The following is a 21030-nucleotide window of genomic DNA, read 5'->3' on the forward strand; positions in this document are numbered from 1 at the left end:
TATGCCGAAAATTTCCCATTTTGTAAATGAGATTTCCGAAAATTGTCATAAAGGCAATAGTGCATTCAGCCGATTTTCCCAATGCTGCAGCACAACTTTTTTGGGCTTAGGAGTCCGCTTGTCAAATACCGTGTAGTCGATGCCATCATTAACGCAGCAGTTTTCAGGTTTTTGTGCTAACTGCTGGTCAAAACATTCAATAATATACTGTCTGATGCATCCAGATAAGTTGACCAATCTCCTCATTTTATCCACTTGCTTTATTTTTTCCTGCTGAAGAGTTTCCATTTGAAGCAATGTCTCAGCGACCGTCAGTTGACTAAGCCAATATTCGATGACCCGCAACGCAGTTTCTCTGACTGTGCCTGCCGCAACCAGCTGCTCTGCGGTAGAAATATTTGCTGCCACTTCCTGAATTTCATGCCTGGATGGCAATTCATCCATTACGAGGCTTAACATTAACCCCTCGTCTCCTTCTGCGTAAAGCAGCGTTGCCAGTGCGGCCCGTCCGTCACGCCCGGCTCTTCCCACTTCCTGCACATAGCCTTCTACAGAAGTGGGCAGTTGAAAATGGATAACATGGCGGATATTCGGTATATGAACGCCCATGCCGAACGCATTAGTTGAGCAGACCCAATCCAATTCTCCATTCTGGAATTGCTGCTGGACAAATACCCGATCCTGATGCTCCATGCCACCGTGATAATAGGAAGCCTGCAATCCCATCTCCATTAAAATTGCTGCCAGTTCCTGTGATTTTTTGCGTGTTCCCGCATAAATAATCCCCGGCCCTTCGCATTGCTGGACAAAAGAAGTCAGCCATTCCAGTTTCTCCTGCGACTTTTCAAATTTTTTAATATCATAAACTATATTTTTGCGATCCATCGGATGCGTGTATATATATGGATGGCTGATTTCCAAATATGTCTTGATTTCATTGGTCACTTTTTCTGTTGCAGTGGCAGTCAGCGCCAGAATTTGCGGATGTCCCAAGTCCGGCAAAATTTCCGCGATCCGCAAATAATCCGGGCGGAAATCAAAGCCCCATTGCGAAATACAATGTGCTTCATCGGCTACCAGCAGCGAAACATGGATTTTTTTCAATTGCTTTTTGACAAAAGGCTGAACCAGCATTTCCGGGGAAATGAAAATAAACCGATAGCTGCCAAGTGTATTCCAGATTTTTTCCCTTTCCTGCGGTTTCAGAAATGAATTGATTGCCACAACGGATTTTTCGCCCATTTTTTTCAACTGGGAAACTTGATCTTGCATTAACGACAATAGCGGCGAGACGATCAGCACACTTCCTGGCAAGAGATGGGCAGGCAACTGGTAACACATCGACTTCCCCATTCCCGTTGGCAACAAAGCGATGACATCTTCGCCTTTTACGATTTGTTCGATGACTTCTTTTTGGCCAGGGCGAAACGATGCAAAGCCATAAGTCTTAAAAAGCAATTCCTCCAGATTCACGGCTGTTCCTCCTTTAAAGCTAATGCCAGGCGAATTTGAAAATAACTGGCATCCGGCAATTCTTCTTTAATGTCCCTCAAACGTTTTGTTTTCCTGTTTTTGCTCACTGCGACTATCTTTTCATAAAGGCTTTTTGATAAAAAAGCCGTGTAATTGAAAAATGGATCATTCATGGCAAGTTCCACAAAATGGTCTTCAATGGTGCTTGTCTTCAATTGGCGAACTGCGGCAATCTCTTCGAGCGAGAGGCCTTTTTCAAACAATTTTAAAGTTCTTTGCGTGGATTCTGTCAAGACTGACCTTTGTACAATGTTCTCAGTTAATCCGCTAAGCAAAGGGAAGTTTTCCATTTCAATCACATCGATCCAGGCATGCAGCGCTTCAACTGCCGCTAATTGGGCATCCAGAATATGCAGACCGTGCGCGGAAGCGATCTGCTCCCATGTCAGCCCACTCCATCCAAGACCGGTTAAACGCTGCATAACAATCATTTTTTGCTGTTCGCTAATACTGGCTATTTGCAGGCTATTGACCATCTCTGTTTTAAAAGCCCGGACTGCTGAAAGCTCCCGAAAATTGATTTTCTTCAAATATCTTTTGACCCACGATTGAAGGTCTTCTGCATTATGTACAGGATCAAACCGGTTGATCTGCTGGCTTGTATAGGATAAGGTTTGCACCACCAAAGACAGACGGTTTAAGAAAACCGCTTCATTGCCCCGGTATTTCCACCCATTAAAACGGGATGCCGGAATATCCATAGCAAGTGCTTTTTCGGTCAAATCGATGACTTCGTCGTTCGCTTTCAATAATTGCTGGCGGAAAAGGCGCTGGATCACTTCATCGTACAATTGTTTTTCCAGTTTCGGCATTACTGCAAAATACGGATAAAGGCCATAATAACCAATGTCCTGAATGGTCTGACCGGATTTTTTCCCTTTGATCAAGTGAAATGGAGAAGAGATTGTCCGCTCCAGATTCACAGCCTTCATAATGGTAATTACAAGCTCTTCAAATAACAAGAGTGGACCCCCTAGCGTTTTTTGGTTGAAAAACAAGGCAAACACCTTTAGAATGAATACGGTAGTATAACTGAACTTGTTCGGAGATAAAGGAGAGGAAAATTATTATGGCTAAGTATACCATTGTCGATAAGGATACTTGTATCGCTTGCGGGGCTTGCGGTGCTGCAGCACCCGATATTTATGATTATGACGACGAAGGAATTGCTTTTGTTATTTTAGATAATAACATGGGCACTGAGCAAGTTCCAGATGAACTGGAAGAAGACATGGAAGACGCATTCGAAGGATGCCCGACCGATTCTATCAAAGTGGCAGATGCTCCTTTTGACGGAGATCCTCTTAAATATGAAGATTAAGTCCGGATATTAAAACAGGCGTTCACGAAAGCAAAGGTGCTTTCGTGAACGCCTGTTTTTTCATTTATCGGTAATAAAGCCGCTGCTTCTCGATCCATGAATGCATACTGCTGAACATCAGCAGCACGACAGCTGTGAGAATCAGGCCTTTAATCAGGTTGAAAGGTAAGATCCCGAGAACAATTGTGCCGAAAAGAACACTGCCGGTTTCTGCAGGCATGTTCAGGAAGTACGAGTACATTGGCAAAAACACTAAATAGTTCAGCAGGCTCATGCCGATTGCCATTGACAATGTTCCTGCAGCCAAGCCGAAGATCATGCCTTTTTTAGTCGCCATTTTATGGTAGATGACGTAGACCGGCAAGATAAACAAGAGACTCGTCACAAAATTCGCCATATGGCCGACTGGAACTCCAGTTGGGCTTCCAGCAAAAAGCCAATCCAAAGCGTTTTTGAAAAACGCAACTAAGATCCCTGCAACAGGACCCATTGTAATGGCGGCAATCAAAGCCGGCACATCACTAAAATCAACTTTCAAGAATGCAGGTAACGCCGGTAACGGGAAGTTGAAAAGCATTAAAATAAATGAAATACTGCTCAACATTCCAATTACAATCATGGATTGTAACTTCTTATTCTTCATATTCCTCTCTCCTTGTAGTGATTCACCAGAAGAAAGGCTTGGACAATGCGGCCCCATAATAAAACCCTTAAGCGAAATCACTTAAGGGAGAAAAGGCACACTTAATAAGCGTTGCACCGAATAAACGGCGACACACGTCCGCACCTTCACCTTCTCCCATCCAGACTATACTGTCGGCTTTGGAATCTCACCAAATCCTGCTTTTTACGGCTCGCGGGCTTATGAATAATTACATTCACTTACCGCCGGTAGGGACTCTCACCCTGCCCCGAAGATGAATCGATATTTTGTTATAGCCTAATATTAGTATAAAAAAGACACCTTGTAAACATAATTGTTTTGTAAAGTGTCTTTTTTAGCAATTATTTTATTGTCCAAGGGGTTTTGTTGGCTGATACCGGAGTATCCAGAGGTTGGGTAAGATCAAAACCCAGCCATTCTGATTGTTTCACGTTAACCAATTGCACTCTTTTCCCATATGCTTTAGCAGTTAAAGACAGACTTTCAATCATTCTTTTGGCATCCACATCTTCCATCGCTTCTAAATCAAACGGCTCCTCAAATTCAATCTGGACTACATCATCCATTTCAGATACCGTAAAATCCAAACCTTCCGGCAAGGTGCTTTTTTGAAAATCATTCGGTGAAGCTGTCATTGATTCGAATGCTTCAGTGGCCGTTTCCAACGGCATGCCGTATCCAGGAACGAGATACGTATTTCCTGCTGCTGTTGTATAAGCATAAAAAGCGACATTTTTCACATCAGTTATGACCGGCTCCATTGGGCCGATTTGATTGAACTCAGCCGGGCTTCCGTCTTCATTTAAAACTGCGACTTGGCCTGCATCTCTGAAAGTTTCCTGCAGTGAGGCGATATAGACCCCGATACTGGCAGAAGCGAGGTCGTATTGATGATCATTCGGCAGGACATGCTGTGCTCCTTCAGCCTCCATCGTGATGGTCCCTAAATAAGGATGGTATTCATCGAACCCTAGAGCTTTTTCGTCTAGATGGCTGGCGTAGTAATTATAAAGTTCAACGGTATTGGGATTTTCCATTCCCAAATCTTCAGCAATTTGTTCATTGGGTATTAAAAAAGAAAGTGGAATGACGTAAGCATTTTCAGTAAAGCCGATGGTGAATAGGGTATGGCCGGCTAAGTCTTCCTCATAAACGGAAGTGCGGGTTGCTTCAACGCCTTCTTCAACCGCAAAAGTGTTGGTATCGGCTGAATCCGCGTTTCCTGTTGCTGCTTCTTCTTGAATGCTCTTATCCTCCGCCAGTTCTGCGGACGACTCGGCAGATTGTTCAGCACCGCTTTCTGTACTCATTTCATTTTGTGCAGTGTTTATGCCGCTTTGGCTTAGTATGGAGGCAACGAGAATGCCTATCGTGATAAAAGCAAGGACCGCTACCAGCAAAGGCAGCCATTGCTTGTTCTTTTTGCGTGCAGGAGTTTTTAGGGCCAAACGGTTATAGACTTCTTCTTTTGGCCGTTCATCCTGGATTGTGGGGAAATCCCGTAACAAACTTTCGATGCGCTCATCATCCCAGTTGTTATTCAGCATTCGCTTCTCCCCCTTCCTTAGAAGATAATTTTTCACGCAATGATTTTATTGCGCGATGCTGGGTGGTTTTCACTTTTCCTTCTGTCCACCCTAAAACTTCCGCGGTTTCAGCTATGGATAAGTCCTGGAAATAGCGCATGATAATCACCATCTTCTGATCGCCTGTGCATAAATCCAGCGTTTTATAAAGCAATATTTTATCTTCATTCAGCGAAGCTACTTCTTCCGGAATACGCTCAGAAGAGATTAGCTGCTGCGTTTCCCAATCGAAATGGTCTGCTGAATGCTTTTTTCGAACCGCCGTTTTACGGAAGTGGTCAATCGCTACATTTTTGGCGATGGAAAAAAGCCAGGTTTTTTCTGAACTTTTTCCTTCAAACCGATCATAAGCTTTAAAGACACGGATATAAACTTCGTGCATTAAGTCTTCAGACAAATGCCGGTTTTTCACCAGATAAATGAGGAATTGAAACACATCTTGATGATATTCATCGTACAAGCGATGGAAAACGGAGTCGTCCATACACTCCCTCCATTCTTTGAATTAGTCGTCTCTAATCGCAAAAAGTTACATCTTCTTCAGAGGCAGCAAGAAGATGAAAGAAGTGCCTTCCCCGACCTTGCTCTCGGCATAAATTTTACCGTCGTGTCCATTGATGATATTGCTGGCTATCGCAAGCCCTAAACCTGTTCCGCCTTTGCCTAATGTTCTGGCTTTATCGGCTTTATAAAAGCGTTCAAACACATATTGCAAGTCTTCTTCCGGTATTCCGACTCCTGTGTCATTGATGGATACCTTGGCATATCCCTGTTCTTGTTCGACCTTGACGACCACTTGTCCTCCTGCCGGCGTATGCCGCAGTGCATTATCGATTAAATTGGTCATCACTTGCTCGATGCGGTCTTCATCAATTTCAGCAGCTGCCCAATCATCCAACTCGGTCGTAAATGAAAGCTGAATGCCTGTTTCTTTGGCTGCCTGGGAAAATTTTACCGTCATTCGTTCAATTACTTCATTGAATTGTACCAGTTCTTTGTAAAGCCGCATATAGCCTGATTCCATGCGGGCAAGATTCAGGAGATCTGTGACGAGGCGGCCCATCCGCTGGGATTCCTCGTAAATGATTTTGGTCATCTCGCGCCGTTCCTCTTCTGTCGCACCTACGTCATCAAGAAGCGCTTCACTATAGCCTTGGAGCATGGCAATCGGCGTACGCAGCTCATGGGAAACATTTGCGATGAAGTCTTCCCGCAGTTTTTCAAGGCGATGCTGCTCCGTCATATTGTGAAGGACTGCTACTGCTCCGCGGATTGAATCCCCGCTGTAGAGCGGGCTGAAAGAGATGGCATAGTATGCGCCTTCCATTTCCAATTCTTCTTCGATTTCTTCTTCATAATCCAGCACATGTTCGAGCATGTGGATCATTTCAGAAGGCAGCGGTTCCCCTTTTTCCACGCCTCTTTTCATCAGCCATTGCTGTAAAAGTTTTTCGGCTGGCGGATTGCTTAAGAGAATGGTGCCATCCCGGTTAAACGTAATAACCGCATCAGCCATCGACGTCAAGATGCTCGAGAGCTGCTCTTTTTCTTGGTTGATCACTTCCACATGGTGTTTCAGCTGTCGGCCCATCTGATTAAAAGCTGTTGCCAGCTGGCCAATTTCATCACTGGAAGCCGCTCGCACTTTCGTATCGAAATTCCCTTTTGCCAGCTCAAACGCCCCTTCACGCATTTTGCGGAGCGGAGAAGTGATGCGGGTAGAAAGGAAGAAAGCAAAAAATGTCGTCAGTAAAAATGCGATAAATGCCGATAAGAAGACAATATTCGTGGTTCGCTCAGCTGTACGGTCCATGACTTCAAGCGATTGGTAGATAAACACGGTGCCGTGTTCTTGTTCGACTGTCTGGAGCGGGCTCGCGAGTACAATATATGACTCCATCCGATCTTCCTGAGTCAAAGAAGGAAGCAGCATTTCTTTCATGACGGTCTCGTCCGTCTCAAAAACTTTTTGAAAATCAGGCTCATTTAAAATAGCTTCCCGCAGCTGTTCCCCATTAATGCCGTTATGGATGTAATAAGTGCTTTCATGGGGCGCTTCTGCAATGACAGCGTTCGTTTCCGGCCCAAGGATATCATCAATAACATTCAAGGAAATATTGACTTCTGCATGATCATTGAAAATCCGCGCAATCGTGGCCGCTTCTTTTGTCAGGGTCTCCTCTACCGCTTCACTGTGATAGTTGCCGAGAAACTCCAGCAGCAAAACCGTCACAATAAAAAGGACAAAGGAAACGAGAAGCAGTATTGTGATCCACAGCTTCCCGACTACACTATTCCATATTCTATTCATTTCCTACCTCGAATTTATAACCAACGCCCCAAACGGTGACGATCATTTTTGCAGCGGATTCCGACACACGATTCAATTTCTCTCTCAATCGTTTCACATGGGTATCCACTGTCCGTAAATCGCCAAAGAAATCGTAATGCCAAACTTCTTTCAGTAAATGTTCCCGGTCAAACACTTTATCCGGTGATTTAGCCAGGAAGTAAAGCAATTCATATTCTTTTGGAGTTAAATTCACTTCTACATTATCCGCCGTTACGCGGTGAGCATCATGATCAATCGTCAAATGCGGAAAAACAACCAAATCTTTCGATACAGATGAATTGGCGGCAGGCGAGTACGCTGAAGAACGGCGCAGAATCGCTTTTACGCGCAGCACGACTTCCCGGGGACTGAACGGCTTGACGATATAATCGTCCGCACCAGATTCAAATCCCTGGACTCGGTTGGCTTCTTCTCCTTTAGCCGTCAGCATGATAATCGGAGTCATTTTCTTTTCGCGCAGTTCCGTGCTGACTTCAATGCCGTCTTTTTCCGGCATCATTAAATCCAACAAGATGCAGTGATAGTCTTTTTCCATTGCCATTTCCAAGGCTTGGGCACCATTTTCCGCTTCTTCTACGATATATCCTTCCCGCTCCAGATACATTTTCAATAAGCGGCGAATTCTTTCTTCATCATCAACAACCAATACGGTAATTTCTTCCGACATAGTAACCCCTCCAACTTTTGTCTCTTATCTTTCATTGTACCGCCAACATTTGTAAAAATAAATAAAAAGCCTTTTCCACTAGGGAAAAGGCTCATTTTGTTTGTCCACATTCCGAACTTATGCGTAAGAATGCAATCCAGCGATGATTAAATTGACTGCTACAAGGTTGAACATGATGATAGCGAAGCCTACGACTCCGAGCCATGCAGATTTTTCCCCGTGCCAGCCTTTACCAAGACGCAAGTGAAGGTACGCGGCATAGAACAGCCAAGTGATCAATGCCCACACTTCTTTCGGGTCCCAGCCCCAGAAACGGGACCAGGCGATTTGCGCCCAAATCATGGCAAACACCAATGCTCCTAAAGAAAACAGTGGGAACCCGATGATGACAGCACGATAGCCGATTTCATCCATCAATTGCAAATTGACATTTTTAACAAATGGTTTGAAGATTGCTGAGATTCTTTTTCTGGCAATCAGCCGGATAACCCAGTACAGCACTGTTCCGACTATTAGGGACCAGACAACTGTCGTCAGTTTGCTGGCATTTACCACTGCCGGCGTTTCGACTAATGGAGTCAAGGTTCCTTCTGTCAATTGAACATACTCATTCATACCGATGATGGCAGGCATATTATACGTAATTTCAGACTCTACACCTTTTTCATCAACAAAAGTAAAGGCCGATTCATAACCTGTTACTGAGAAAAATGTACTGACGACAACGAAACCTAGAACAATGACAAGTGAATACATAATTGCTTCCAGGAAGAAACGCTGCTTTGTGTTTTTCTTCGTATCGACTACTTTTAAAAGATAAACCAATCCTGCTGCAGCGCTGATGGCCAGAACACCTTCAGCAATTACAACCGTAATGACGTGGATAGCCAACCAGTTTGTTTGAAGTGCCGGAATCAACGGACTGACTTCACTTGGGAACATGCTGGCAAATGCAATGATCAGTAACGCAACCGGCAATACGATCATACCAATGACCGGTGTTTTATAAATTGCATAGATGACGATAAATCCGCCGACCAGTGTCATGCCGAACGCTGTTGTAAATTCAAACATATTACTGATTGGGGGATGTCCGGTTGCACCCCATCTTGTGAAGAAATATCCTAATTGGGCAAGAAAACCGAGGATTGTAATGCCGAACGCTACTTTCCCCCAACGTTTTTCAGATGCGAACGATCCTTTTTTATTTCCTTTTACAGCTCCTCCGAATACGAATGAAGCAATCAAATAAGCGATGAATGCAACATACAATAAATTGGAGCTAATGTCGGCTAAGTTCATGACAATTCCTCACCTTCCTTTTTCTGCTGTTTCTCGATTTCCTCCTGCTGGTCACGATAAGCAGGAAGCGACGCATATTCTGTAACTTGATCAAGATCTTTCTTCAAACCAAACCAGTTTTTGTTGGTATGGCCTGCCAAAAGAATCTCGCCATCCGCTTTTTGCTGAATCCAGAAACGGCGGTGGTTAAAGTACATTCCTTGCGCCACACCAATCATGAAGATAAGTCCGCCTAAGCCTAAAATCGGCAATGTTCGGTCTTTACGAACGGTTAAACCGGAAACATCACGTGTCTCTGCACTTTGGAAGGCCAGTTTGTATTGGTTTTCACCAAAAGGCTCAACGGTGTTTTGAATGGTGATAAAGCTTGTTTCCCCTTGTGGTGTTTCAGGAGTTTTCATTTCCACTAAAAATCCGGGATTGTTCGGCAGCGGCGTCGCAGTTTGAGGCTCGCCGTTTTCAAAGCCGGAAAAATCGGGGTAATAACCAAGCAGCTTCACAGTCGATCCGTTTTCAAGTTCATAAATGTCTTCCGGATTAATTAAATCAATCTTCAATTCACCAAAAGTTTCTTCGGTTTCTATATTCGATAAAGCGAAAGTCATTGATTTCAATTCATTTAATTTGAAGTCCATTTGGTAAACCGCATAGCCATCGAATTTCAGCGGCTGGTTGACCCGGATTGGGTATTCTCCGACTTCTTCCAGATCATTTACTCCCGGAAGGCTGTCTTCCGGTTTCTTATACAGCACCACATCGGTCTGATAGTTTTTAGCGACTGTTCCGACCCGGTCAATAGCTTCTTTAAAGACAGCATCTTCTTCAGTATTGTAGGTCTCCAGTTCAAAGTTCTTGCTTTCAAGTGTATATCCGGGAGCTTCTGGAATCGCCCGAGTTTCGCCTTCACGGATCCACAAGGTCTCATCGACATAAAATCCAGGCATCATGCGAAGCATTACGCCAAATAGGAATATAATCAGCCCGATATGGTTGACATAAGGGCCCCATCTTGAAAAACGGCCTTTTTCAGCTAATAAACCGTTTTTGTCGCGTCTTACATTGTATTTTAGCTGCTTCAATTTAGTTTCAGCTTTATCCAATGTATCTTCAGCGCCTTGCCCTTCGCCGTAAATGCGCTGCTTGTCCATAAAGCTTGCATGGCGCAATACCCGCTGGTTTTTCAATGAGCGGTACAATGGAACAAAACGGTCCAGGCTCGCAATAATCAGCGAAATAGCCAGCATGCCAACTAAGATGATAAACCAGAACGAACTGTATAAGTCGTGGAATCCTAAGAAATGATACACACGGCCGATGCTGCCATAAACTTCTGAATAATAGGCCTTGATTGTTTCAGCAGTTCTGACAGGCACGGATACATATTGTTCTTGCGGCAATATTGTACCGATTGCAGCAGCGACTAATATAATGACGATAAGGCCGACACCGACTTTTACGCTGGAGAAGAAATTCCATATTTTGTCTACAATCGACTTGTTATACGTCTGTGATCTTCTCGCGGTTCCTTCATAGCGCATATCAACTAACTTGTTGTTTCTCTCTTTTTCGGTCAAGGACCGCCCGCAGGATTCACACAATATTGTTCCGGGCGGATTAATATGGCCGCATTTGCATTGCATTTTCTCCATCCGAAAAAAACTCCTTATTCAGGTTTGATTTCTTCCATAAACCCTTTAATGTCTTGCTCCGTCATTTCACCGGTAACAACCCGCTCAATTTCCCCTTCAGGGTTTATCAAAACCGTTGTCGGCAACGGAATGATATTATAAGCAGTCATGACACTTTTCGTTTTGTCGATGACAACCGGGAAAGACAATTTGTATTGGTCAGCGAAGTTTTGCACTTCAAATTCAGACTGGGCAATATTAACGGCCAACACTTGTACGCCTTGGTCTTTAAATTGCTCATACTGGCGATCCATGGCCGGCATTTCTTTCGCACATGGTTTGCACCAAGTTCCCCAGAAATTCAAAAATACGCCTTGTCCTTTGTAATCAGACAATTTATGGGCATTTCCTTCAAGGTCCACCAAGGAAAAATCAGGAGCTTTGTCCCCGACTTCCAGTACGGTAACATCTTCTGCAGTGGCATTATTATAAAGTGTATAACCAATAGCAGCGATCAATACCAGCAAAATAGCTGAACGCATAAACAGCCTGTTCTGCTTTTTTTTGTTTTTCTTTTCGTTCAACTTTATTCCTCCTCCGAGGTTCGAATGCAAATCCAATTATAACAAAGTTTCTATGGCCTACAGTACGGAGTTTTGAAGGGTTTGTGAACGTTAATGGCGTTTTCCGGTTTCCGCCATGACGCGTAATAATTTCACTTCATGAGAGGTTAATTCTCTCGATTCTCCCGCATTCAATCCTTTTAACGTCAGGAAAGCAAACTGTTCCCGGCTCAATTTTTGGACAGGGAAACCGATTGCGTCGAACATTCTGCGCACTTGGCGATTTCGGCCTTCGTGTATCGTGATCTGGACAATCGCCTTGCCGGTTTTCTTGTCTGCAGAAAGCAGCTTAACCTTTGCAGGCGCCGTCATGCCATCTTCTAATTTAATGCCGCGCTCAAGTTTTTGCAGGTCTTCTCTTGAAGGAATTCCTTTTAAGCGGGCTACATAAGTTTTATCAATTTCAAATTTCGGATGAGTCAATGAATTGGCGAATTCGCCGTCATTTGTCATGATCAGCAAACCTGATGTATCATAATCCAAACGGCCAACCGGATAAATGCGCTTATCTATGTCATCAAAGAAATCCGTAACCACTTTACGGTTCTTGTCGTCACTTACTGCCGAAATCACGCCACGCGGTTTGTACAGTAAATAATAAACTTTCTGTTCTTTTTCAAGTTGCACACCTTCGACTTCAATCGTATCGTTCTGTGAAACCTTCGTGCCCAATTCTTTTACAACTTTGCCGTTCACCCGTACTTTTCCATCCAATATTAACTGCTCCGACTTCCGTCTAGAAGCGACACCTGCATGAGCAAGCATTTTTTGTAATCTCTCCATAAGTTCACCTCATTGATTTTTTCAGACATACAAAAGCACAAGCAGGATTACCTGTAATACATACTTTCTTCCGTTCGTCTCACTCGGAATTATGTCACATTTCGTCGAAAAGAGAAAGTACATAGCTCATTCCAAAGCCATTTAAATAGCAAAAAGAGACTGGGACGTAATCCCAGTCTCTTCAAGTTTTTGGTTAAGCTTCGGTTTCCGCTTTAAAGGCTTGTTGAAAATTTGTCATAAACAAATCAGTTTCTTCTTCTTCATGCGATGCATTTTCTTCTGGCAAGGGCGGCAATTCACTCAAATCCTTCAGTCCGAAATAATTCAGGAACTCTGTTGTTGTGCCATATAAAATTGCACGGCCGGTACCTTCCGCACGGCCCATTTCCTGTATCAATCCTTTCGCGGCGAGGGTATGCAACGGCTTTTCGCTTTTGACGCCGCGCAAATCCTCCACTTCCAGCCGGGTCAATGGCTGTTTATAGGCAACTATAGCCAGCACTTCCAAAGATGCTTGGGACAAAGCTTGAGCAGTTGGATTCTCAACTAATTTCTGGATTGTTTCTGCAACTTGGGCTTTAGTTACCAACTGATAAACTCCCGCCAATTCCTTCAACATGATTCCGCTTGCCGGTTCTTTGTACCTTTGTGTCAAATCTTCGACACTTGTCCGGATATCCTGTTCTTCCGCTTCCGTTAAAAATTGCAATTGCTTCATTGTTAATCCATCATCACCGGCAACAAATAACAAAGCTTCAATTTTACTCGAAAGAGTCGTCTTCATATTCCCACGTCTCCTTTTTCAGCTCTACCATTAAATCGGTAAAATTCTTTTCTTGTTCTACTTGGACCACTTGCCGTTTCATCAACTCGAGCACAGACAGAAACGACACGACCAATACAGTCTTATCATTTGAAGGAAATAAGTCTGTGAAAGTTGTCCGGCCTTTTGCAATTTTTAAACGATTGACAATCGACGTCATTTGATCTTTAATAGATACTTCCTGGCGTGCGATTCTTGCAGATAAAGGGGCCTTCAACTGTTTGCGCCGCAGCATCTTTTGGAACGCTCCGAGCATATCGTATGCATTTACTTCCAAGTCGATGTTTTCAACTGCTGCAGAATTCTGCAGCGCTGACAAATCCATCGGTGCTTTGGTATAAATCGCTGAGCGATTGGATTCAAGATCTTTTAACTTGATAGAAGCTTCTTTGTATCTCCTGTATTCAACCAAACGGGAAACAAGTTCTTCACGCGGATCCTGCTCTTCGTATTCATATTCAATATCATCGATATCGCCTTCATGCACCGGAAGCAGCATTTTGCTCTTAATGGCTAGCAGTGTCGCAGCCATGACCAAGTATTCGCTTGCTTCATTCAGCTCCAGCACTTGCAGAGCCCGGATGTGTTCCATATACTGAGTAGTGATCTGTGAAACTGGAATATCGTAAATATCAATTTCCAAACGATGTATTAAATGCAATAATAAATCAAGAGGACCTTCAAAAGCCTCTACTTTCACTTCATAAGACATGATTCTCCACCTGACTTTAAATTTTACTTATTGTTTTTATTGAACAAGGAATTGGGTTTGTTTTGCCCGTATTTGTCCTTGTCTGTGCCCAGTACGGATCTGCTCCGCAGAATCCTACTGGCCCTAAAAGTCCGATTGGTTCAACTAGCATTCCGCGGAAAGGACGTCCGCGGAATGCAGTTTCACTTTATTATAGTAGAAAGGGGATTAAAATGCACCCACTCCATCACCCGCTTTTTATCCAATTTATTATACATTTCAACGAAGAAAAAGATTATTTCGAGTGTCATGAAGTAGGAGAAGAGTATTGGAAGTCGATTGCGCCGAAAGACAAATTGCATCCGTTGACCGGATGGATTCAGTTAGCTGTGGGAATGTACCACTGGAGAAGAAGCAATTATCCTGGTGCGCTGCGGTCATTTATCCGTTCAAAAGTTAAACTTGCAGATGGTGGTTTATGGGTCGAGGGCTTTGACCAAGAAAAACTGATTGCGCTAGTTTCCGGCGCGATTGAAGACGTGACAGACCGTAAACCTTTCAGTCCCTTCCAATTGCCTGTTACTTCCGTTGACTTGATAAAAACGGTGCAAAGTTATCAGGCAGCCAACCCCATAGCCCAGCAAGACCCTTATTATATTATGCATAAACACCGTCTCCGGGACCGATCTTCAATCATCAATCTGCGTGAGCAGCGAAAAAGAAGAAATCTCGAGCTTTAATTGGCATTGGTACTAAAAGAAAAGACTCAGCTTGTCCAATTGAATCAACTTTAATTTGAGAATGAAAAAAGGAAGTGCTAATTTAAAAGCACTTCCTTTTTTCATTCTCATTTTTATGGCTTTTAAAATCCAGCTTTTTCTTCCAGTTCCGGGCATTTCAAAAGGAATGCTTCTGTTTCTGCAGACGGATGCATTTCTTTCCCTTGCATAATCTGGCGAATCTTGTTAATCATGGCGTGGCCGATGCCTTCGCCGCGATGTGATGGGTTCACTGAAATATGATGGATGATGAAATGGTCTTCACTGACTTCTACTCCCAGTAATCCGACAAAGTCTTCTCCCTTTTTCCAAAGGTAAAGCTGCCAGTCAGGATTTTCTTCATAGATGTGCATCGTTTGCTGCAATTTTTTTAACTCTCGCTCTTTTGGCATGAACGATAAGAGTCCCATAGCAATTTTCTCAAATGATTTCTTATATCTAAATAACATATTCGATCCCTCATTTTCGTCTTAAACGGCTTTATTCATCCTACTATAAACTTAAACATAACTCAAGTTCGGTCAGATTCATCCGCCTATGACGTTGTCGGCCAAAAAGAACCAATATACGATTCCCCATCCAATAGACATAACCAATAGGATGATCAATAGTAAAATATTGGTCTTTCTCATTAGCTTTTCACCTGTTTTTTGTATGACATATCATTCATGATCAAATCGTCATTTGTTTCACGTTTTACGACAAGTTGATGGTCTCCATTCTCTGCAAAAATAACAGCTGGGCGTGCAATACGGTTATAATTGCTCGCCATTGAGTAGCCGTAAGCACCTGTGCAGAAAATGCTCAGGATATCGCCTGGTTCCGCGACTGGCAGTTCTGCCTGTTCAATCAGCTTGTCCCCTGACTCACAGCATTTTCCAGCAATCGTGTATTGCTCAGTAGCAGTTTCATGGGCTTTATTGGCAATCATTGAGCTGTATTTTGCCCCATAAAGCGCAGGACGAATGTTGTCCGACATCCCGCCATCTACTGCGGCATACTTACGGATTCCTGGAACTTCTTTCATCGAGCCGATGGTGTATAAAGTAGTGCCTGCCTCGCCGACAAGCGAGCGGCCCGGTTCAATCCAAATTTCCGGAATCGCAAAATCAGCTGCAGCAGAAATCTGTTTGACCACTTGGATCATTTCTTTAACGTAGACTGACGGTTCAAGCGGTTCGTCTTCTGCCGTATAGCGGATGCCGAAACCTCCACCCAGATTCAGCACAGAGCATTCGTAGCCGTATTCCTTTTTCCATTCGGCCATTTTGCCCACCAATTTTTCCGCAGCCAAACGGAAAGCTGCCGTATCAAAAATTTGTGAACCAATGTGGCAATGCAGTCCCAGAACATTCAAAAATTCATACTGGTAAGTTTCCTCGAATGCCCGATCTGTTTGCCCATTATTCAAGTCAAAACCAAATTTCGAGTCTTCTTGGCCTGTAGTAATGTAATCATGGGTATGCGCTTCGATTCCTGGAGTAACACGAAGCAAAATATTCATCGGTTTTTTCAATTGTTCCGAAAGGTCTTTTAACAATTCAATTTCATAAAAATTATCAACTACGATGCAGCCGATTTCTTCCTCGAATGCCATTCGGAGTTCTGCTTTGCTTTTGTTATTGCCATGGAAATGGATTTTTTCTTTTGGAAAACCCGATTTGATCGCCGTGTATAATTCACCGGCTGAAACGACATCGAGCGATAAGTTTTCTTCTGCCGCAACCTGATAGATGGCAATGCTTGAAAAAGCTTTGCTAGCATATGCCACCTGATAACCAATGCCTTCATCTTCAAAAGTTTTTTGGAACGCCTTTGCACGATCACGGAATAACTGAATATCGTATACGTATAGCGGAGTCCCATATTCTTTGGCAAGTTCTACCGAATCCGTTCCGCCGATTGTCAAATGCCCCTGTTCATTAATTGCTTGTGTCCCGTATAAATGCATGTTGTCCCTCCTATATATGCGAATGGAAAAATCGGTAGATATGAAAAAACTTGCTGAGAATAAACTCAGCAAGACTTTTTAATCGGTAATCAGCGCAGAAATCAGCTGTACTTTATCAACCGGTTCGCTTGAATATTCTATACTATTATATATCATCTTCATGCATTCTGCGAGTTCTTCCGTATTGGAATAAATTGTCGCAATCGCTTCGCCTTTTTGGACGCGGTCGCCGACTTTCTTATGCAATACGATGCCGACAGCCAAATCAATTTCCGATTCTTTTGTCGCTCTGCCCGCTCCAAGCACCATCGCAGCCGTCCCAATTTCATCCGCTTCCATGAACGAAATGTAACCTTCCTGCTCAGAAGGGACTTCTGTGACAAACTTAGCCTGAGGCAATAAATTCACATCATCCACTACTGCAGGATTGCCGCCTTGAGCAGCAATAAACTCTTTCATCACTTCAAGAGCCTTGCCGTTAGCGATCACTTCTTCAAGCATCGCACGTGCTTCTTCCAAAGTTTCTGCTTTGCCGCCGACTACAACCATCTGGCTTCCGAGAACAAGGCAAAGCTCAGTCAAGTCTTCCGGTCCTTTGCCTTGCAGCGTTTCAATGGCTTCTTTCACTTCCAGCGCGTTGCCGATAGCAAAACCGAGTGGTTGGCTCATATCTGATATGATGGCCATCGTTTTGCGTCCTGTAGCGTTGCCGATCCCCACCATCGCATGGGCTAATTCTCTGGCATCTTCTTCTGTCTTCATAAATGCACCTTCGCCTATTTTCACATCTAATACGATGGCATCTGCTCCAGCTGCGATTTTTTTACTCATAATTGAACTCGCAATCAGCGGAATGCTGTTTACTGTCGCTGTTACATCACGAAGTGCATATAATTTCTTGTCGGCTGGAGTCAAGTTGCCGCTTTGGCCAACAACGGCCAATTTAATGTCATTTACTTGCTTAATAAAATCTTCCGAAGAAATTTCAACATGGAAGCCTTCGATTGCTTCCAGTTTATCAATTGTTCCACCTGTATGGCCAAGTCCACGTCCACTCATTTTTGCTACAGGAACGCCGCAAGCTGCAACTAATGGTCCCAGCACCAATGTAGTCGTGTCGCCCACTCCGCCAGTCGAATGCTTATCAACTTTGATGCCTTCAATTGCAGACAAGTCGATTTGGTCTCCGGAATTCGCCATCGCGATCGTTAAATCAGCGCGTTCTCGTTCAGTCATATTCTTAAAGTAGATTGCCATCAAAAAAGCGCTCATTTGATAATCCGCAATGTCACCTTTTGTGTAACCTGTAACAATAAACTGAATTTCTTCTGTAGAAAGCTCAAAGCCATCTCTTTTCTTTTCAATCAAGTCGACCATTCTCATGAATGCTTACCGCCTTTTTCAGTTAAATTTTGATCATAAAAAACTTTGTTCAGAGGAATTCTTAATCCACTCAAAGTTAAGAGCTTAAACAGGATTTTTATAGAAAGCTTCTCTAGCGCCGGCGGATCCGGGAGCCCTGCCCAAAGCGGCCGGAGCGGAATATGAAAGGATGATTCTTTATTTCAACTTCTATAGTTGACTTCCGTTTTACAAAACGGTGTCCTTACTGGCCGCTAAAGCGGGATAAGAAACTCTTTCCGTATTTCGGCAACGGAGCAGAGAAGTTATCTGCAATCGTAGCACCGATGTCTGCGAATGTTTTACCGAGTTCTAATTCCTCGCCTCCGCTGAACCGTGGAGAAAAGGCAAGAAGCGGCACAAATTCACGAGTGTGGTCGGTTCCCGGGAATGTCGGATCGTTGCCATGGTCGGCTGTAATAATCAGCAAATCATCTTCAGACAGCTTATCAAGAACTTCCGGCAAACGGCGGTCAAAAGCTTCCAAGGCTTCTGCATATCCTTTTGGATCTCTTCTATGGCCGTATAATGCATCAAAATCGACCAAGTTCAGGAAACTCATTCCGTTAAACTCTTCTCCTGCCACTTGAACCAATTTGTCCATGCCGTCCATATTGTCTTTTGTGCGAACCGCTTTCGTAACCCCTTCGCCGTTATAGATATCATTGATTTTGCCGATTGCAATTACATCTTTGCCGATATCTTTCAATTCGTTCATGACTGTCCGTTCGAACGGTTTCAATGCATAATCGTGGCGGTTTGATGTGCGTTTGAAAGCACCTTTTTCGCCAAGGAAAGGGCGCGCAATGATTCGGCCAACAAGAAACTCAGGCTCAAGCGTAAGTTCACGGGCGATTTCGCAGATTTGATACAGTTCTTCCAATGGAATAACTTCTTCATGAGCGGCAATTTGAAGTACAGGGTCTGCAGATGTATAGACAATAATAGCGCCAGTCTCCATGTGTTCTTCGCCAAGCTCATCTAAAATTTCGGTGCCGCTTGCCGGTTTGTTGCCGATCACTTTGCGGCCTGTTTTTTCTTCAAGCTGCTGGATCAGTTTTTCCGGGAATCCTTCCGGATAAACTTTGAAGGGCGTGTCGATGTTCAAGCCCATGATTTCCCAGTGCCCCGTCATGGTATCTTTTCCGACTGAAGCTTCTTGCAATTTGCCGAAATATGCTGCTGGCTTGTCTGAAGGCGTAAGCCCTTTCACCGAAACGATATTGGCAAGTCCGAGTTTTGCCATATTCGGCATATGGAGTCCGCCGACTGCTTCAGCAATATGTCCGAGCGTATCGGACCCTACATCTCCAAAAGCCTGTGCATCCGGTGCTTCTCCGATGCCGACTGAATCTAATACTATTAAATGAACGCGGTTAAACGGTTTATTGGTCATTTGATTTCCTCCTTATTTACCCTCCTATATTAACATAAAATCCCTCAATGTCAGAAGTCTGACCTATATTTTTTTATGCACGCGGATGGAATTGAGAATAGACGTCTTTTAAGCGGGTTTTGCTGACATGCGTATAGATTTGAGTAGTGGAAATATCGGCATGTCCAAGCATTTCTTGTACCGCACGGAGATCAGCCCCGTTTTCAATCAAATGGGTGGCAAAAGAATGGCGCAAGGTATGCGGCGTCAATTCTTTTTGGATGCCTGCTTTCTGGGCATGCTGCTTCAAGAGTTTCCAAAAGCCTTGCCGGGTCAAGCGCTTCCCGCGCTGATTGATGAACAAGGAATCGGTTTTCGATTCAGGTTTCACCAATTCGTTTCTGGCGTTTTCCAAGTAAACCTTGCAGGCGGACAATGCCGATTTTCCAAGTGGAATAATCCGTTCTTTGCCGCCTTTGCCGTAGCATCTGACAAAGCCCATTGTAAGATTGACGTCTTCGATATCCAAATTGATGCATTCACTTACTCGCATGCCGCTCGCATATAACAGTTCCAGCATAGCGCGGTCGCGCAGCCCGTTTGCTTTGTTCGCCGCTGGGGCTTGCATTAAGGCATCCACTTCCTCGATCGAAAGGACATTCGGCAGCTTTTTCTCCATTTGCGGCATCTCCAAGTGGACTGTCGGATCATTGTCTACTACCCGTTCCCGAATTAGGAATTGATGAAACGACCGGATTGAAGAGATATGACGTGCTACAGTCCGCGACGTCTTTGTTGTTTCTTTCAAATGGCGCAAATGATTTAAAATATGTACCCGTTCTACTTTTCTCAAAGAATCCAATTGCTCAACTTCTTTTAAATACTGCAAATAGCTTTTTAAATCGCGTTCGTATGATACCAATGTATTGGAAGCTAGCTGCCGCTCTACCCGCAGAAAATGTAAATAGTCATCTAAAGCATCTTTTGCATATTTCATTGTTTGACCTCCAATTTTCGAGAATTAGAAAAGGAAGGGCGACCTCAAGTTGGCCATCCTTCCTTTTCTCACCAATCATTCCGTTGGATCTTGTGAGTTGCGGTCCTGGCAACGCCAGCAAATGCCATGAAAAGTAAGACGGTGGTCTTTTATTTGGAAATTCCATCGTTTTTCAACGACCGATTCCACATCTTCAAGCAAATCTTCCTGTATTTCGTCTACTGCTCCGCACTCTATGCATACTAAGTGATGATGGAAATGAGCCGCGCCTTCCTGGCGCAGATCATAGCGTGATACTCCATCACCAAAATTAATTTTATCGACAATTTTCAATTCAGTTAATAGCTCTAATGTCCGATACACTGTGGCCAGTCCGATTTCCGGTGCAATGTCTTTCACCAACAGGTAAACATCTTCAGCACTTAAATGGTCTTCTTCGTGGTCTAACAAGATTCGGACAGTCGCTTCACGCTGTGGCGTCAATTTATAACTGGCAGCATGCAATTGCTTTTTTATACGGTCAATCCTGGTTTCCATGCGACGCCCTCCCCCA

General features: G+C 43.8%; 21 protein-coding genes and 1 riboswitch. Of the genes, 2 read left to right on the forward strand and 19 right to left on the reverse strand.

Annotated features, from left to right (window positions below; all coding sequences use genetic code 11):
- Positions 1–45 precede the first annotated feature (45 nt).
- Together QWY16_RS12155 and QWY16_RS12160 are read right to left on the reverse strand one after the other, a co-directional pair.
- The gene (locus QWY16_RS12155; RefSeq protein WP_300989486.1) at positions 46–1473 is read right to left on the reverse strand and encodes a RecQ family ATP-dependent DNA helicase; all 1428 of its coding nucleotides are present in this window, start codon (positions 1471–1473) and stop codon (positions 46–48) included.
- On the reverse strand, positions 1470–2495 hold the full coding sequence (locus QWY16_RS12160; RefSeq protein WP_300989487.1) for a YpbB family protein: 1026 nt from the start codon (positions 2493–2495) through the stop codon (positions 1470–1472). Before QWY16_RS12160 ends, QWY16_RS12155 begins: the two co-directional genes overlap by 4 nt.
- A gap of 107 nt (positions 2496–2602) precedes the next feature.
- Here QWY16_RS12160 and QWY16_RS12165 point away from each other — a divergent pair, with 107 nt between their 5' ends.
- The gene (locus QWY16_RS12165) at positions 2603–2854 is read left to right on the forward strand and encodes a ferredoxin (RefSeq protein WP_300989488.1); all 252 of its coding nucleotides are present in this window, start codon (positions 2603–2605) and stop codon (positions 2852–2854) included.
- Between the two features lie 64 nt (positions 2855–2918).
- Here QWY16_RS12165 and QWY16_RS12170 read toward each other — a convergent pair whose 3' ends face one another.
- The 11 genes from QWY16_RS12170 to QWY16_RS12220 form a co-directional block, all read right to left on the reverse strand.
- Complete coding sequence (locus QWY16_RS12170) at positions 2919–3497, reverse strand: ECF transporter S component (RefSeq protein WP_300989489.1); 579 nt, start codon at positions 3495–3497, stop codon at positions 2919–2921.
- A gap of 144 nt (positions 3498–3641) precedes the next feature.
- Positions 3642–3777, reverse strand: a riboswitch (FMN riboswitch).
- An 82-nt stretch (positions 3778–3859) separates the two neighbouring features.
- Positions 3860–5065 (reverse strand): hypothetical protein, encoded by a 1206-nt coding sequence (locus QWY16_RS12175; protein ID WP_300989490.1) that lies wholly within the window; start codon positions 5063–5065, stop codon positions 3860–3862.
- Positions 5055–5588, reverse strand: a complete 534-nt coding sequence (gene sigX / locus QWY16_RS12180; RefSeq protein WP_300989491.1) for an RNA polymerase sigma factor SigX — start codon at positions 5586–5588, stop codon at positions 5055–5057. Before sigX ends, QWY16_RS12175 begins: the two co-directional genes overlap by 11 nt.
- A 45-nt stretch (positions 5589–5633) precedes the next feature.
- Positions 5634–7415: an ATP-binding protein gene (locus QWY16_RS12185; RefSeq protein WP_300989492.1), complete on the reverse strand. Its 1782-nt coding sequence runs from the start codon at positions 7413–7415 to the stop codon at positions 5634–5636.
- Entirely contained in the window at positions 7408–8124 is a 717-nt protein-coding gene (locus QWY16_RS12190; protein ID WP_300989493.1) for a response regulator transcription factor, read from the reverse strand. The genes QWY16_RS12185 and QWY16_RS12190 overlap by 8 nt, the downstream gene beginning before the upstream one ends.
- Positions 8125–8241: 117 nt before the next feature.
- Positions 8242–9426 carry a c-type cytochrome biogenesis protein CcsB gene (gene ccsB / locus QWY16_RS12195; RefSeq protein WP_300989494.1) on the reverse strand — a complete coding sequence of 395 codons (1185 nt, stop codon included), beginning with the start codon at positions 9424–9426 and terminating at the stop codon, positions 8242–8244.
- Positions 9423–11075 (reverse strand): cytochrome c biogenesis ResB family protein, encoded by a 1653-nt coding sequence (locus QWY16_RS12200; RefSeq protein ID WP_300989495.1) that lies wholly within the window; start codon positions 11073–11075, stop codon positions 9423–9425. Before QWY16_RS12200 ends, ccsB begins: the two co-directional genes overlap by 4 nt.
- Before the next feature lie 14 nt (positions 11076–11089).
- Positions 11090–11644 carry a thiol-disulfide oxidoreductase ResA gene (gene resA / locus QWY16_RS12205; RefSeq protein ID WP_436837186.1) on the reverse strand — a complete coding sequence of 185 codons (555 nt, stop codon included), beginning with the start codon at positions 11642–11644 and terminating at the stop codon, positions 11090–11092.
- Positions 11645–11728: 84 nt separating this feature from the next.
- The gene (locus QWY16_RS12210; protein ID WP_300989497.1) at positions 11729–12460 is read right to left on the reverse strand and encodes a pseudouridine synthase; all 732 of its coding nucleotides are present in this window, start codon (positions 12458–12460) and stop codon (positions 11729–11731) included.
- Positions 12461–12653: 193 nt separating this feature from the next.
- The gene (scpB, locus tag QWY16_RS12215) at positions 12654–13244 is read right to left on the reverse strand and encodes an SMC-Scp complex subunit ScpB (protein ID WP_300989498.1); all 591 of its coding nucleotides are present in this window, start codon (positions 13242–13244) and stop codon (positions 12654–12656) included.
- Entirely contained in the window at positions 13222–13995 is a 774-nt protein-coding gene (locus QWY16_RS12220; RefSeq protein WP_300989499.1) for a segregation/condensation protein A, read from the reverse strand. Before QWY16_RS12220 ends, scpB begins: the two co-directional genes overlap by 23 nt.
- Positions 13996–14207: 212 nt before the next feature.
- On the opposite strand from QWY16_RS12220, the gene QWY16_RS12225 reads away from it, so the two are divergent.
- Positions 14208–14714, forward strand: coding sequence for a DUF309 domain-containing protein (locus QWY16_RS12225; protein ID WP_300989500.1), 507 nt, complete (start codon positions 14208–14210; stop codon positions 14712–14714).
- A 122-nt stretch (positions 14715–14836) separates the two neighbouring features.
- Here the strand turns inward: QWY16_RS12225 and QWY16_RS12230 are convergent, their stop codons facing one another.
- The 6 genes from QWY16_RS12230 to fur form a co-directional block, all read right to left on the reverse strand.
- The gene (locus QWY16_RS12230; RefSeq protein WP_300989501.1) at positions 14837–15202 is read right to left on the reverse strand and encodes a GNAT family N-acetyltransferase; all 366 of its coding nucleotides are present in this window, start codon (positions 15200–15202) and stop codon (positions 14837–14839) included.
- A gap of 182 nt (positions 15203–15384) precedes the next feature.
- Positions 15385–16704 carry a diaminopimelate decarboxylase gene (gene lysA, locus QWY16_RS12235; protein WP_300989502.1) on the reverse strand — a complete coding sequence of 440 codons (1320 nt, stop codon included), beginning with the start codon at positions 16702–16704 and terminating at the stop codon, positions 15385–15387.
- Between the two features lie 78 nt (positions 16705–16782).
- The gene (locus QWY16_RS12240) at positions 16783–18087 is read right to left on the reverse strand and encodes a pyrimidine-nucleoside phosphorylase (protein ID WP_300989503.1); all 1305 of its coding nucleotides are present in this window, start codon (positions 18085–18087) and stop codon (positions 16783–16785) included.
- Between the two features lie 223 nt (positions 18088–18310).
- Positions 18311–19501, reverse strand: coding sequence for a phosphopentomutase (gene deoB / locus QWY16_RS12245; protein WP_300989504.1), 1191 nt, complete (start codon positions 19499–19501; stop codon positions 18311–18313).
- Between the two features lie 73 nt (positions 19502–19574).
- Positions 19575–20477 carry a site-specific tyrosine recombinase XerD gene (gene xerD, locus QWY16_RS12250; protein WP_300989505.1) on the reverse strand — a complete coding sequence of 301 codons (903 nt, stop codon included), beginning with the start codon at positions 20475–20477 and terminating at the stop codon, positions 19575–19577.
- A 75-nt stretch (positions 20478–20552) separates the two neighbouring features.
- A complete protein-coding gene (gene fur, locus QWY16_RS12255; RefSeq protein WP_300989506.1) occupies positions 20553–21014 on the reverse strand; it encodes a ferric iron uptake transcriptional regulator in 462 nt (153 codons plus the stop codon).
- Positions 21015–21030: the final 16 nt, after the last annotated feature.

This window comes from Planococcus shenhongbingii, from assembly GCF_030413635.1.
In the GTDB taxonomy this organism is placed as follows: Bacteria; Bacillota; Bacilli; order Bacillales_A; family Planococcaceae; genus Planococcus; species Planococcus shenhongbingii.